This window comes from Streptomyces sp. NPDC020801 (genome assembly GCF_044334385.1).
Taxonomy (GTDB): Bacteria; Actinomycetota; Actinomycetes; order Streptomycetales; family Streptomycetaceae; genus Streptomyces.
The window spans coordinates 69263-82857 of the sequence record NZ_JBIRST010000028.1; the positions used below are offsets into that span (position 1 = coordinate 69263).

Consider the following 13595-nt stretch of genomic DNA (forward strand, 5'->3'; position numbering starts at 1 on the left):
GGACGTACAGCCTGTGCCCGGTGCCGCGGTCGGCCGAACCGCTGTGTCAACGACTGGTTGCCACAACCAGCGCGCGCACGATCAGGTTGAGGTAGGTGCCGATGACGAAGCCCATCGCGGCCGGCAGCGGCCAGCCGCCACGGCGCACGGCCAGGAAGCGCCACAGGCCCCAGGCGGGCAGGGCAGCCGTCAGGCCGGCCGGCAGTCCGGCCGGACCGGCCGGGGGGAACAGGGCGAGCTGGCAGCCGACCGCTCCCGCCGCGAGGCCCGCGGTGACCGCCGCGCTGCGCCGGGGGCCGAGGGCGGCCGAGTACAGACGCGCGCCTGGCGGCGTCTCCCAGGCCGTCTTGCGGGCGAACTCGAAGTGCAGGAACACGCAGGCGCTCAGGGCCAGCAGGACCGCGCCGCGCCAGTCGGCGGAGATGGTTCCGGCTGCGGCCAGCGACCCGTACACATAGATGCCGAGCAGGATCTGCACCGGGTAGGTGACCACGAGGTTGAGCAGTTGCCGGTCGCGCACCGCCGCTGACAGGCGCTCCAGGACTGCGAGCAGCAATCCGTAGCCGAGGGCCGACAGGACGAGCAGGACGGCCGTGGACGACAGGGCGGCGTTCAGGCCGGCGGCGGCCACGGTCGCGGCGGCCATGCCCAGGCGCAGCTCGGCGGCGGTGATCGCGCCGGTGACCAGCGGCCGGTCCGGGTGGTGGACGCGGTCGTAGTCGAGGTCCTTCTGCTCGTCGAGCATCCGCAGGAACAGCAGGGCCAGCACGACGCTCACCACCCGCACCCAGGTGGCTCCGGTCGGCCGCCAGGACCTGCCGGTCAGTGCCACCGCCGAGCCCTCCAGCGCGCAGACCCACAGCACTGCGTAGGTGGCAAAGATGTGGGGCCGGAACATGCGCAGCACGAAACGGCCCAGCCTGGCGGGCACTTGAGGTGCGGTGACGGTGGTCATCGTGCGCTGCCCCCCGTCCCGGGTGCCCGGTCCGGGCCGGCGCCCGCGAGGACGCCGGCCAGGTCGGCCGTGTTCGGGTCGGTCAGGCTGATCCGGGCCTCGGCGACGAGGGTGCCGAGCTGGTACAGGGTGCACTCGACGGCTGCCTGGGGCATGACGGGCGCGGTGACGCACTGAAGGAGCAGGTCCATCTCGGCGAAGCGGCGGAACCTCGCGGACAGGCCGATCGGCAGCGCCGTGGGGGTGCGCATCGTGCCCGCCCGCACGGCGGCGGTCAGGGCCAGTTGCCGGAACGCCTCCAGTTCCAGCATGCCGGGTACGTGGTCGACCCAGTGGTCGTACAGCGTGGGATGGGTGGTCTGGGCGACCAGGCGGGCGGTGCTCCGGCCGTCGCCCGTGATGCGCGGGGGCGAGATGATCGCGTTGGCGGGATCCCGGCGGCCCACCAGGGCGGGATCGATACGCGGTCCCTGCCGCGCGACGGGGGGATCGAACAGGCCGAGCGCATGACGCTGCCGGGCCCGCAGCCGCGTCCAGTCCTCCGGCCGCATCCACGAGTAGGCGATGCGGGCGGACATCGCCTCGCACCGGCCGATGGTCGCGGTGAAGCGCAGCCGCAGCCCCGTCACCCCGGACCGGTCCTGGAAGCGGTGCTCGATACGGGCGCCGATGACGGCCTCGGTGGGGGTGTCCCCGGGCACCAGCGCAGCCAGGTCGAGCACCTCGAACTCGACCGTGCGCAGCAGGAACTTGTGGTCCATCGGTACGCCGAGGTGGCGGTGGGCCACCACGAAGATGGCTTGCCGGCATGCCTCCAGCACCATGAGGGGGTCGTGGTGGGTACGAGGGGTGAGGGTGTCGTCGTAGAAGGCGTGGAGGCGGGGAAACTGCGCGGCGAGCAGCACCTCGTCCTCGCTCCGGCGCTCCGCGTCGGTCAGGAAGACCTCGGCGATCGCGGCCCGGTGCACCAGTTCCTTGGGGAGTGTCCGGGCGAACTGCATGGGCTGCTCCTCGTTCAGGTCGCAGTGGCGCGCAGGGCGGTCAGATGCCGGCGCCACGTTTCGGTGTCGGCCCCGTCCAGCACCGGGACGCGGCCGGGCCGGCGCATGGGGAGCACTGTGGAACCGACGATGACGGTGTCCCACGGATCGAGGTCGGCCCCGTGGCGCCAGGCCGTTTCCAGGAGCCGGCGTGGGCCGGCGGCCGAGTCCGGGCCCAGGTGGGGGGAGACGGCACGGCGCAGCCGTTCAAGAGCGGGTTCGAAGTCGAGTTCGCGGGGCTTGGTGGCGGCGTACAGCCGGGTGGCCAGCTCCAGGGCGTGCTCGGTGCGGTCCTCGCCCGCCAGTGCGGAGCGGAAGAGGCGGTCGCGGCCGGTGTCGTCGAAGTGGACGGCCAGTTCCCGCAGTACGTCTGCGGGTTCGTCGGGTGTGTGCACCAGGTTGAGCAGGTAGCTGTACCGGCCCAGGAGGTGGCGGAGCTGGCCGGGCTCCCGTGCGTCCGGGTCGGTTGGGCCCTTGAGCCGGGTGAGCTCGACCGAGGCGGGGACGTCGAGGGCGCGGTCCGGGCGGACGACGAGGACGAGGGCGTCGGCGTCCTCCAGGAAGAGCGCGGCGAGCCGCCTGCGGTGGGGAGTGGCGAGGTTCCACTGGAAGTACCACAGGGCACGGATCATGGTGCGGGTCAGCCGGGTGACCGCCGCGCCGGTGATCCGGAAGTCCCGCTCGGTCAGCCACTGGACGGCCCTCTCCAGCCGCCGGGCCACCACGGCGTCCGGCTTCAGCAGCAGCGCGGCGTGGTGGTGGGCGAAGCCGGTGACGTCGTCGGTGAGGGCGGCGAGTTGTTCGTGGCTCTCCTGGTAGTAGGTGTCCGCACCGTACAGCCGCTGCTTGGCGGGCTGGCAGGTGAGCAGGGGCGAGACCGGGATGCCGTACACGGGCTCGAGGTGTTGAAGGTGGTTGGTCACTGGGTGCTCCCGTTGGTTCGGGGGGCGGCCGGTGCCTTGGGCGGGGGCGTGCCGAGGTAGCCGACCTTGAGGCAGTGGTCGAGCAGGCGGCGCAGGTAGGTTCGCCCGCGCGCGTGCGTCCGGGGGCCGCTGAAGGCGGCGGCCTGCGCGTCGTCGAAGTGGACGCGCCGCCGGAAGTAGGTGCCGTAGAGGGAGACGACGCGGTCGTAGTAGGAGCGTTCGCGGCCGGAGAGTGCCGATGCGCAGAACGCGGACGGCGGGACGAACCTCGGCACCTGGAAGGACGGGTACTCGGCGAGGGCGTCGGAGAAGTCCCGCAGGGTCACCTCGTGGCCGACCGCGTGGAGGGTCAGGCCCTCGGCGTCGGCGAAGCGCAGGGCGGCCGCGGCGACCAGGTCGGCGACGCGGTCGACCGGAACCAGGTCGAGTACGGCGTCGTAGTGGCCGGGGGCGCTGCGCACCAGGCCCCTGGTGAAGATCTTGAGTACGGGATAGATGGTCTTGAAGTCGCGGATGCGTCCGGTGCGGGCGGCGCCGGTGATGATGCTGGGGCGTACCACGCTCACCGGCAGGCCCTCCGCGGCGGCCTTGCGGACCATGATCTCGGCGGTCAGTTTGCTGTGCTCGTAGCCGTTGCCGGGGCGTTGGCCGACGTCGAGTTCGTCCTCGCGTGCGGTGCCGTCGCGTTCGCCGCACACGTAGGCGGTGCTGATGTGCACGAGCGGGGTGCGCCCGGCGAGGGCCAGATCGAGGACGTGCCGGGTGCCGCGGACGTTGATGCCGTCGTAGCGCTCCTCGGGCAGTCCGAAGTCGGTGACGGCCGCGCAGTGCACGATCCGGTCGGCGCCCCGGGCCAGGAGCCGGTCGTCGCCGGCGAGCCCGAGACCGGGGCGGGTGATGTCGCCGGTGATCGGAGTGAGGGTGCCGGGTGCGGGGGTGAGTTTTCCGCCGTTGTTGCGGACGAGTTCGCTCCGGCTGTGCAGCAGGGCCAGCACGGTGTGGCCCGCGGCGGTGAGCCGGGCGGTCACCTCCGCTCCCACCAAGCCGCTGGCGCCGGTCACCAGCACCGTCATCGCGTCGGCCATCGGTCGGTCCTCCAGGGGGTGCCCGTGGTCGGTCGGTCATGTGCGGGTCGCCGGACTCCGGCGTGCCCTCGTACGGCGGGGCGTTGTACGGCGGGGCGCCGTTAGGGACCGGGTGTCATCGCCTCTGGTGGGGCTGGGCGCCGTTGCTGGCGAGCAGGTCGCGTGCCTCCTCGATGGGCAGTTCCGCGTCGAGGTGGGCGCCGATGCGCAACCAGTCGTAGCCGAGTTCCAAAGTGGCCCGCCAGGCGTCGGCGGAGTCGAATGAGGAAGGGAATGCGTCGGCACCCACGGCGGGGCGCACCAGGTCGACGAGGGAGCGCAGATCCGCGAGTGCGGCCCGGCCGCGCTCGGGCGAGTCGATGGTTCGCCGCAGCAGTTCCTCGGCGCGTGTCCGGATCGGCGCGGTGGCCGGCGGCAGCAGGTCCATACGGCGTGCGAGGTCGCAGTCGGCGGGCAGCGGGTTGACGCCGTACGCGCTGAGGAGGCCGCGCAGCGACGCGTGCACGGCGCGGCGGGCGGTGAGTTCGGCGACCCGCCACTGGTCGCGCCGAAGAGCGCCGGTGAGGTCCTCCACGGCGTTCTCGACGACCACGTTGGACCACACGAGGGCCATGGTGGCGGCGGCGAACCGGTCGGCGGGCAGCGGCACCAGGTCGATGCCGTCGGGGCCGCTGACGGCCGCGCCGCGTACCGACAGCAGCGGCCGTGCGGTGGAGGGCGGCGGTGTGACGGGGCCGGGCGGCGCGGCGAGCGGCAGCGACGGAGTGACGGTGCCGCCGCCCTTCCAGGCCAGCCGGATCAGGCCGTACCGCAGGAACGCGGCGAGCGGCGGGCCGGGGTCGGTGCCGCCGGCGTCCCCGGCCGCGGCGAGCACCTGGGGCAGCGGCCGGCCCGGGACGAGGGAGCGCCAGACGGCTCCGGCGCGGTCTCCGAGCGCGAACACCTCGCGGCGCCGGCGGATGACGTGAATCCGTTCGCCGGTCTGCCACGTCGTCACACCGGCGACGCGTTCGACCGTGAGCCGCTCGGGGTTTCCGGCGACTCCGGTCAGACCGAGGTCGGTGGCGAAGGCGCGGCAGGCCATGAGGTGGGCGCGGGCGGAGTCCGGGTCGCCGGGGTCGGGGGTCATGGCTTGCAGCTCCCAGTACCGGTCGCGCACATCGGGCCGGTCGGCCCGGTCCAGTTGCATGGACAGCCACTTGGGTTCCAGGTAGGTCTCGCCCCGGCCGGCCGCCCACGCCTTGACCGTCTGGACGAGTGCGGCGCGGGTCCAGTCGGCGGCCTCGCCGGTCTCCCCGAGGCAGAGCAGCGCCATCGCGTGCCGCAGCGACTGGCGGGCCCGGTGTGCCCACCAGTCGGTGGCGATGCGGGAGAACCGCTCCAGGGGCATGAGCGCCCTGACCTCGTCGGCCAGTGCGTGGCCGCGCAACGGGTGACTGTGCAGCAGCCGCTGACAGCGGTTGAGCAGATCCTCGGAGAGTCTGCCGGGACGCCTGGCCTTCTCCTCCAGGGTGCGGAACTGTTCGGCGAGTTGGCCCACCGATCGGGTTCGGATCTCCACCCGGCGGCCATCGACGAACAGCAGTGACGGCATGGTGGGCAGGTCTTCGCCGCCCGGGCCGATGAGCAGGAAGTCGATGTCGGAGGACGGGTTGCCGAACCCCTCCGCTATGGAGCCTTCGAGTACCACGGCGAAATCGGCGCTCTCGGGCAGTTCGGCGAGGGACTTGTCGAGCAGGCCCTGCAGTTGGTCCTCGGTGAGGATCACGGATGTGTCTCCGTCCTCCGGCTGTCCGGATTCACGGCTGTGCCGTCGGCGGACGGCTCGGCGAGTACCGTGACCGTCCCCGCGGCGCCGTCCACGCGCAGCAGGGTGCCGGTGCGGATCTCGGTGGTGGCACCCTTGACCTGGACCACGGTCGGAATGCCCAACTCCCTTGCGACTACGGCCACATGGGTCAGCGGACTGCCGCGTTCGATGAGGACTGCGGCGGCCGACGACAGCGCGGGCACCCAGCCCGGGTCGGTGCGGTAGGTGACCAGGATGCCGCCGCCGATCTCGCGTGGAGTGTCGGTGACCACCGCGGGCCCTTCGGCGACACCGGGGCAACAGGGGGTTCCGCGCAGTTCACGTGCGCCGCTGCGGGCGGCGGGGCCGCCGGCCCAGCCGGCCCGCTCCAGGTTGCCCGACCAGTACGGGGCGCCGCGGGTGGTGAAGCGGGACGGGGCGTGCAACGTGGCGTCGGTGGCGAGTTGCCTGCGGCGCAGCGCGGTCAGCTCCTTCAGCTCGGCGTGGGCGATCTCGCCCTCGTAGGCGCCCCGAACCTCCCCCAGCCTAAGCATGAACACGTCATCCCAGGACTCGATCGCCCCGGCACCGGCGAGGTCCCGGCCCATCGCCCGCAGCATCCGCTTCGCGGCGCCGAAGGCACGGGTGCGGCAGAACCTCAGCCGTTCGCGGTCGGCGAGCGCGACCCGGGCCTTGCCCCGCACTCGCTCGTACACCCAGCGGCGCGGGCCGCGCAGGTGCCGGTCGAGGTAGGCGTCGGTCTCGCCGCCGCGGCCCTCCTGGCCGCTCCCCGCGGTGCCCGGCAGTGCCTCACGCAGCAGGGTGAACAGGCCGGCCGGGTCCTCCCGCAGGTCGGGCACCTCCAGCTTGAGTTCGTCAGGGCTGCGGTAGCCGTAGTCGGCGACATACGCGTCGACGGCGGCCAGGACCTCGGTGTGACCGCCGTCCCGCAACGCCCGGTGGGCGTCGGCATCGCGGGTGCGCTCCAGCAGACGCCGCACCTGGTCGTCGGCCCGCACCCGCGCCGCCAGCTCGGCGAGCGCCCAGGCCGGTTCCGCGGACTCGACATCGCCACCGGGGGCGGCCGCGGCCCAGGTGAACCAGTCGGGAGCGTCCGGAAGCCACCTGCGGGTGAGGAGCGCGAGCACGCCGACGGAGAGCAGGATGGTGGCATCCAGGACCTGCATCGGGCCCCATTTCTCGATGAGTTCCCTCTGCAGCCTGCAAAACCGGCGATAGGTCTCGTCCCCGCGCAGCGCGTCGTAGTCGACGTTGTTGAATTCCTCATACACCCGGTAGAAATCCCGGTGGAAGGCATCGACTGATTTCCCGATGGCCAGGAACCTGCCTGCGAAGGTCAGCGTTCGGGACAGTCGCGAAATCCGTCCGCGCATCCCGGGCCGGGGTCTGAAGGGATGAAGTGCGTCGGCACTCTCGTCTGAAATGCTCTCCGAGACGCCCAGCGATTTCTCCAGCACACGGCGGTTGAGCCGGTACAGCGGCGCCAGGCGCACCATCCGGTACCAGTGGTGCAGGTTGTAGTAGACCCGTCCGTGGATGTAGCCGAGCAGGTGGGGGGTCCACTCCTGAACCTCGCGCAGCCGATCGCCCCTGACCCCCAGCGCGCGGGCGTAACTCTCGTACACCTTGGCGTAGGTGTCGGCGGCGAAGCTGTAGGTGAGGGGGGACACGACGCCGCCGAAGCTCTCGATGATGTTGGAGTTGTCCCACAGCCGCAACTCCCCCTCGGCTTCCGGCGCGATGCCGGCCGCGCAGGGCAGGGCGGTGATCGGGCGGCTCTGCAGTATCCACAGGGTGCCGTCCGCAATGGCCCACTCGATGTCCTGCGGGGAGCCGTAGCGCGCCGTGGCGCGCAGCCCGGCACTGTGCAGCCGGGCCAGGTCCTCGGCGGTCAGGGACAGCGTCCCGCGGTCCTCCTCGGCCACCGGCGACACCGCGCAGCCGAGTCCGGCGCCGGCGTCGTAGCGCTCCTGCTTCCCGCCGATCACGGTGCTCAGCGGCCGGCCGGTGGCGGCGTCCATGACCACGGTGTCGGCGTCGACCGCGCCGGAGACCAGCCCCTCCCCCAACCCGTGGACCGCGCTGACCACATGACGGTCGGTGCGGCCGGTCATCGGGTCGGCCGTGAACAGCACGCCGCTGCGCTCGGCGGACACCATGCGCTGAACGACGACCGCGACGCCACGGGTGTCGGGAGGCAGTCCGCGCTGCGCGCGGTAGCGCAGGGACCGTTCCGAGAACGCCGAGGCCCAGCACTTGCGGACGTGGGCGGTGACCTGGTCGAGGCCGTGGACGTTGAGGAAGCTGTCGAACTGGCCGGCGAACGAGTGCTCCGTGCCGTCCTCCTGCGCTCCGGACGAGCGCACGGCCACCACACCGCCGCCCACCTGCCGGTAGGCCAGGGCAAGGGCCGCGGCGATGCGCTCGTCGAGGGGCGCCGCCCGGATCAGTGCGGCGATCTCGGTGGCGGTCGCGGCGGCGGCCTCCGGGGACCTGCCACCCGGGCCGTCGGCCAGCAGGCGGTCCAGCCGCTCGTCCAGTCCGGTGCCGCGCGCGAATTCCGCGAAGATGTCCAGGCCGATCACCGACCAGCTCGGTACTTGAAAACCGGACACAGTCAGTGTGTGGAGATTTCTCCCCTTCCCACCAGCCCATTCGGCGATTTCCGACTCGTCGCTCATGAGTGTGAGGACGTGTAGGTGCTGGTGACCGGATCCCGCGGTGAGCGCCAACTGGATTCCCTCCGGAGGATTCTTCCTCGACCTCCAGAGAGGTATCACGGCCAGGCCCGTGGAAACCTCCGCATTGGACGATCCAGTTGTTTCCCTGAACGTTTCCGGCCATTGCTCTGGGCGTGGAAAACCACCGGTGGCGCAGCCACGCGAAGGCGGCGCTCTCGCTCACCGCGCGATCGCACGCACCGCGGCCTCGGTCAGGGTGGTCGCGGTCCGCACGGCGCTGGTGACGGCCTCTTCGGGGTCGAGGCGGCACAGGTCGGTGAGGGTGAAGAGCGCCTCGGCGCTCACGACCACCGCGAGGTCCCGCTTGAGCTGGGCGAACGCTTCCGAGTCCGCCACCGCGAGCGTGCCTTCGAGCGGCAGGAGCGCATGGTCGATCAGTCCGAAACGGATTCCGGGACGTGCACCCGCACTGTCGGGCCGGGTGATGCTGGCCGAGATCATCGCCCGCACGGCCCCCTGGCGGGCGAGTACACCCCGGAGCAGGAACTCGCAGGCGAAGGCGACACGTTCGACGGGGTCGGCGCAGTCCCCGAGCGGCGCAAGGGCCTCGGCGGGGGGCGGCCAAGCACCGGCCAGGGCCTCACTGATCAGCGAGGGAAGGTCCGGGAAGTACCGGTAGGTGGTGGCCTCGGAGACCAGGGCCGCGCGGGCGATCGCCGGCATCGTCACCTCGGCGCCCGTGGTGATGAGTTCGCGGGCGGCCGCCACGATCGCCGTCCGCGTGCGCTGCTTCTGGTTGGTGCGGCCGGTACCCGCCTGTGCCGTCATCGCCGAAACCTTTCCTGCTCGCCTCCGCCATCCTAACACCTCGCTCGCAAAATGAGAGTGGACTTGCATGACGAGACTCGACTTCTCTAATCTCGTGAGAGTCAACTCTCACGAGGGAGGCAGTGATGAACAGGGTTTCCGTGGTCGGCCCGGACGACGGCGAGACGATCCGGCTGGGCCCCACGCAGATGCGCATCCTCGAGGACGGCAGCACCACCGGGCACCGCCTCGGCATCGGAGAGATCACCCTGGCCCCGCACACCCAGGGCCCGCCGCAGCACCGCCACGCCCAGCACGACGAGGGTTTCTACGTCGTCTCCGGCACCGTGCACTTCACCATCGGGGAGACGACACATGTGGCGCCGGCCGGCACGCTCGCGATGATTCCGCCCGGCGCACCGCACACCTTCGCCAACCTCGGCGACGAGCCGGCCGTGATGCTCAACACCTTCACACCCGACCTGTACGTGCAGTACTTCCGCGACCTGCGGAACATGATCGCCGACGGCCGGGAACCGACCCCGGAGTCGATCGTCTCGGTGATGAGCCGCTACGCCACGGTGCCCGCGACCGACTTCGCCTGACAGCCATCTCCTTCCCGCCCTTCCCGCCCTTCCCGCCCTTCCCGCCCTTCCCCCCTTCCGCCCTCTCCTCCCTCCGACCTTCTCCCCCTTCGACGGGGCCCATGACCACGGCCCATTTGAGGAGCACCGAATGACCAGAAGCACCCGCACCCTCACCCTCACCCTCGACCAGGGCACCGTCGAGGTCACCGTCGACGTCCACGGCCGTCAGGGGCGCCCCTTCCTGCTCCTGCACGGTGGCGGCGGTCCGCAGACCGTCGCCCCGTTCGCCGGCCTCCTCGCCGAGCGGCGGCCGGCCAGGGTGATCGCCCCCGTCCACCCCGGCTTCGACGGCACCGCCCGCCCCGACTGGCTCACCGGCGTCACGACCCTCGCCCACCTCTACGCACGGCTGCTGGACGCACTCGACCTGCGGGACGTCGCCGTCGTCGGCAACTCCATCGGCGGCTGGATCGCCGCTGAGCTGGCGACCGAGGGCAGTGACCGGATCAGCAGCGTCACCCTCGTCAACGCGGTCGGCATCGACGTCCCCGGCCATCCGATCGCCGACACCTTCTCCCTGACGCCCATCGAGCTGTCCCGCCTCTCCTTCCACGACCCCTCGAAGTTCCGCTTCGACCCCGGCGCCCTCTCCGAGGCTCAGCGCGCGGTCATGGCCGCCAACCGCGCCGCGCTGCAGGTCTATTCGGGACCGGATGCCATGGCCGACCCCACCCTGACCGAGCGCCTGGCCAAAGTGGCCCACCCGACCCTCGTCGCGTGGGGCGCGAGCGACCAGGTCGTGGACGCCGGCTACGGACGCGCCTACGCGCAGGCGATACCCGGCGCCGAGTTCCGTCTGCTGCCCGGCACCGGTCACATGCCCCAGGCCGAGACGCCCGAACAATTCCTGACGGTTCTCTGGGACTTCGCCGGCACCCACGGCATCCCCGTCTGACGGCCGCCGTCCGCGTCACCACCCATGCCGGCGAACCGTCCGTCTCCGCCCATACCGGCGAACCGTCCGTCTCCGCCCATACCGGCGAACCGTCCGTGACCGAACCCCGGCGGGAACCTCGGCCACGGTCCTCGCCCGGCGGGCGGTGAGCTCCGGCCGGGTGCCCGTCGGGGAGAGCGCGGGCGGCGGCGGCCGGGACGCGCCAGGACGGTGGCCGGAGGTGTCGCACCCAGCAGCGCACGTGACGGTGGCCGACTCGGCGAGGGTGTCGTCATGCTGCCCGGCGTCGGCATCCGGGCCCGCTCCGCCCAGGGAGATAGATGATCTAGCCACCAATCAAACACATACCGACCAATCAGTTTGCGAAAAGGCTTCCGCTTGTCGCATACCTGTGAGTAACGTGCGTCGCCCCCCACTCCCTGCGGTCCTCACGGGCCCTGAGCCATGCAAGGAGTAACGGGATGACAGACCCGTTGCCGTCCCCCGACTACCGGCCGCGCCACCTGCCGCCGCCGTACGACTCCATACCTCCGCCGTCGGCGTCGTACGCCACTTTTCCCTGGCCACCGGAGCCGGAGCCCGATACGAGGAGGACGCCGCGCCAGCCGGCGCCCGGCCATCACAGCGACCTCCGCCGCCTGCGCAGCGCGTACCGCGCGCAGCGGCGCGTTGCCACGTTCACGGCACTCGGGTACTTCACCCTCTTCCTCGCCCTGTCCGCGTTCGCACCGTCGCTGATGACCAGCACCGTCTCGGGCGGACTGTCCACGGGCCTGCTGCTCGGGCTGATCCAGGTGCCCGTCACCTGCCTGGCGATCGGGCTGTACGAGTACACGGCGCGCCGCCGGGTCGACCCGATCGCGGAGCGCATCCGCAGGCAGGCCGAGCTGGAGACCAGGCAGGAGGCGACGCGGTGACCGGGTTCAGCAGTTCCGCGCAGGCCATGTCCCTGGTGGCGTTCACGACCGTCGCCACGATCACCCTGCTGCTGTGCGTGATGACGGGACCCGACCGGGACGACCTCGACGAGTTCTACACGGGCTACGGCTCACTGTCCCCGATGCGCAACGGCCTCGCCATCGCCGGGGACTACATCTCCGCGGCGACGGTCCTCTCCACAGGCGGAGTCATCGCCCTCTTCGGCTACGACGGCGTCGTCCTGGCGCTGAGCACCGCCCTCTCCCTCATGCTGCTGATGTTCCTGCTGGCCGAACCGTTGCGGAACGCGGGCCGCTTCACCATGGGCGACGCGCTGGCACGGCGGATGCCCGGTCGGGCGGTGCGCATCGCCGCGTGCGCGACCACCATCACGGCCCTGGTGCCGATGATGCTGATCCAGCTCGCGGGCACCGGCGATCTGCTGGCGTTCATCCTCGGCTTCTCCAGCGATTCCCTGAAAACCGGATGCATCGTCGGCATCGGCACGCTGATGATCAGCTACGCGGCGATCGGAGGTATGAAGGGCACCGCCCTCATCCAGATCATGAAGATCGTGATGCTGCTCGGCTCCGGCGCGGTCGTCGCCGTACTGATCCTGCGGCAGTTCGCCTGGGACCCGGGCGCGCTGTTCGCCGCGGCGGCAGCGCACAGCGGGGCGGGATCGGCCTTCCTGCACTCGGGGCTGGAATTCGCCGGCGGAGCCGCTCCCCGACTCGACATGATCAGCTCACAGATGACCGTTGTGCTCGGTGGCGCCTGCCTGCCGCATGTCACCATGCGCATGTACACCGCGAGCAGTGCGCGTCAGGTGCGCCGGTCCATGTCCTGGGCGGTGCCGTGCGTCGCGCTCTTCGTACTGATCATCACCATCGTCGGCTCCGGCGCGACGGCACTGATGGGACGTGCCACGATCGCGGGCGCCGACCCGACGGGCAGGACGGCCTACCTGCTGGGCTCGCGGGCCGCGTTCGGGGCAGACGTGTCGACGGCTGAGACCTTCCTCTTCACCATGGTCACGACAGCGCTCTTCCTCACCCTGCTCGCGTCGGTCGCCGGGATGATCCTGGCCTGTGCCAACACCCTGGCGCACGACCTGTTCGCGGGCTGGTCGAAGGAGACGAACCCCCGCCGCGAGATGACGCTCGCACGGGTGTCCGCGCTGGGGGTGGGTGTGCTCACCATCGTGCTGGCCACCCTCGTCCAGCACCACAACCTGCAGCCGCTGGCTCTGCTGGCGGCGTCCATCAGCGCGTCCGCGCTGGCACCGGCACTGGTCTACAGCTTCTTCTGGCGCCGCTACACCCGCACGGGCCTGCTGTGGACCCTCATCGGCGGCACCCTGGCCACCGTCGTCCTCATGACCGGCACGAACCTGGTCTCGGGTTCTCCGTTCTCCGCGTTCCCGGACGCCGACTTCAACTGGTTCCCGTTCACCACGACGGGCCTGGTCTCCATTCCGCTGGGCTTCGCCCTGGGCTGGGCGGGGACGATGCTCTCCGGGCGGGAGAAGGCGGATGAGCAGCGCCGGCAGTACGAGGCGGTGGAGGCATGGATTCTGGCAGGTGCGGCCCGGCGTTCGAGCTGAGTGCCCGCCTCCCCGGCTCCCCCTTCCTTGGCGGCCACCCCCGGTGACCGCCGCCGGTGTCCCGGACGTCGAACCGTCCGGGACACCGGCGGGTGACCATCAGAAGCCGTTACCGCCCTGGCCACCGGTGCCACCGAAGAAGCCGTTACCTCCCTGACCACCCGTGCCGCCGAAGAAGCCGTTACCTCCCTGACCACCGGTACCACCGAAGAAACCGTCGCCACCACG

11 protein-coding genes are annotated in these 13595 nt (G+C 71.4%); 4 read left to right on the forward strand and 7 right to left on the reverse strand.

All coding sequences use genetic code 11. From position 1 onward, the window contains the following. Positions 1 to 46: 46 nt before the first annotated feature. From ACH4UM_RS36560 to ACH4UM_RS36590, 7 genes are all read right to left on the reverse strand, one after another. Entirely contained in the window at positions 47 to 955 is a 909-nt protein-coding gene (locus tag ACH4UM_RS36560) for a hypothetical protein (protein ID WP_398189281.1), read from the reverse strand. After that, on the reverse strand, positions 952 to 1956 hold the full coding sequence (locus tag ACH4UM_RS36565) for a ScbA/BarX family gamma-butyrolactone biosynthesis protein (RefSeq protein ID WP_398189283.1): 1005 nt from the start codon (positions 1954 to 1956) through the stop codon (positions 952 to 954). Before ACH4UM_RS36565 ends, ACH4UM_RS36560 begins: the two co-directional genes overlap by 4 nt. A gap of 14 nt (positions 1957 to 1970) precedes the next feature. Next, positions 1971 to 2918 carry a nucleoside-diphosphate kinase gene (locus ACH4UM_RS36570; protein WP_398189286.1) on the reverse strand — a complete coding sequence of 316 codons (948 nt, stop codon included), beginning with the start codon at positions 2916 to 2918 and terminating at the stop codon, positions 1971 to 1973. Next, complete coding sequence (locus ACH4UM_RS36575) at positions 2915 to 4003, reverse strand: SDR family oxidoreductase (RefSeq protein WP_398189288.1); 1089 nt, start codon at positions 4001 to 4003, stop codon at positions 2915 to 2917. Before ACH4UM_RS36575 ends, ACH4UM_RS36570 begins: the two co-directional genes overlap by 4 nt. A 115-nt stretch (positions 4004 to 4118) precedes the next feature. After that, on the reverse strand, positions 4119 to 5771 hold the full coding sequence (locus ACH4UM_RS36580) for a nucleotidyltransferase domain-containing protein (protein WP_398189291.1): 1653 nt from the start codon (positions 5769 to 5771) through the stop codon (positions 4119 to 4121). Next, positions 5768 to 8593 carry a phosphoenolpyruvate synthase gene (locus ACH4UM_RS36585; protein WP_398189294.1) on the reverse strand — a complete coding sequence of 942 codons (2826 nt, stop codon included), beginning with the start codon at positions 8591 to 8593 and terminating at the stop codon, positions 5768 to 5770. The genes ACH4UM_RS36580 and ACH4UM_RS36585 overlap by 4 nt, the downstream gene beginning before the upstream one ends. A gap of 120 nt (positions 8594 to 8713) precedes the next feature. Continuing rightward, on the reverse strand, positions 8714 to 9322 hold the full coding sequence (locus tag ACH4UM_RS36590; protein WP_398189296.1) for a TetR/AcrR family transcriptional regulator: 609 nt from the start codon (positions 9320 to 9322) through the stop codon (positions 8714 to 8716). Positions 9323 to 9447: 125 nt separating this feature from the next. Between ACH4UM_RS36590 and ACH4UM_RS36595 the strand changes: the two genes are divergently transcribed. From ACH4UM_RS36595 to ACH4UM_RS36610, 4 genes are all read left to right on the forward strand, one after another. Further along, positions 9448 to 9906 carry a cupin domain-containing protein gene (locus tag ACH4UM_RS36595; protein ID WP_398189298.1) on the forward strand — a complete coding sequence of 153 codons (459 nt, stop codon included), beginning with the start codon at positions 9448 to 9450 and terminating at the stop codon, positions 9904 to 9906. Between the two features lie 130 nt (positions 9907 to 10036). Next, positions 10037 to 10843, forward strand: a complete 807-nt coding sequence (locus ACH4UM_RS36600) for an alpha/beta fold hydrolase (protein WP_398189301.1) — start codon at positions 10037 to 10039, stop codon at positions 10841 to 10843. A 461-nt stretch (positions 10844 to 11304) separates the two neighbouring features. Then, positions 11305 to 11760, forward strand: a complete 456-nt coding sequence (locus ACH4UM_RS36605) for a DUF485 domain-containing protein (RefSeq protein ID WP_398189304.1) — start codon at positions 11305 to 11307, stop codon at positions 11758 to 11760. A 26-nt stretch (positions 11761 to 11786) separates the two neighbouring features. Next, complete coding sequence (locus tag ACH4UM_RS36610) at positions 11787 to 13367, forward strand: cation acetate symporter (protein ID WP_398189314.1); 1581 nt, start codon at positions 11787 to 11789, stop codon at positions 13365 to 13367. The last annotated feature ends 228 nt before the right edge of the window (positions 13368 to 13595 follow it).

Bases quoted from the DNA above. Each gene is read 5' to 3' on its own strand.
- ACH4UM_RS36560 (WP_398189281.1), bottom strand. From the start codon at position 955: ATGACCACCGTCACCGCACCTCAAGTGCCCGCCAGGCTGGGCCGTTTC.
- ACH4UM_RS36565 (WP_398189283.1), bottom strand. From the start codon at position 1,956: ATGCAGTTCGCCCGGACACTCCCCAAGGAACTGGTGCACCGGGCCGCG.
- ACH4UM_RS36575 (WP_398189288.1), bottom strand. From the start codon at position 4,003: ATGGCCGACGCGATGACGGTGCTGGTGACCGGCGCCAGCGGCTTGGTG.
- ACH4UM_RS36590 (WP_398189296.1), bottom strand. From the start codon at position 9,322: ATGACGGCACAGGCGGGTACCGGCCGCACCAACCAGAAGCAGCGCACG.
- ACH4UM_RS36595 (WP_398189298.1), top strand. From the start codon at position 9,448: ATGAACAGGGTTTCCGTGGTCGGCCCGGACGACGGCGAGACGATCCGG.
- ACH4UM_RS36600 (WP_398189301.1), top strand. From the start codon at position 10,037: ATGACCAGAAGCACCCGCACCCTCACCCTCACCCTCGACCAGGGCACC.
- ACH4UM_RS36605 (WP_398189304.1), top strand. From the start codon at position 11,305: ATGACAGACCCGTTGCCGTCCCCCGACTACCGGCCGCGCCACCTGCCG.
- ACH4UM_RS36610 (WP_398189314.1), top strand. From the start codon at position 11,787: ATGTCCCTGGTGGCGTTCACGACCGTCGCCACGATCACCCTGCTGCTG.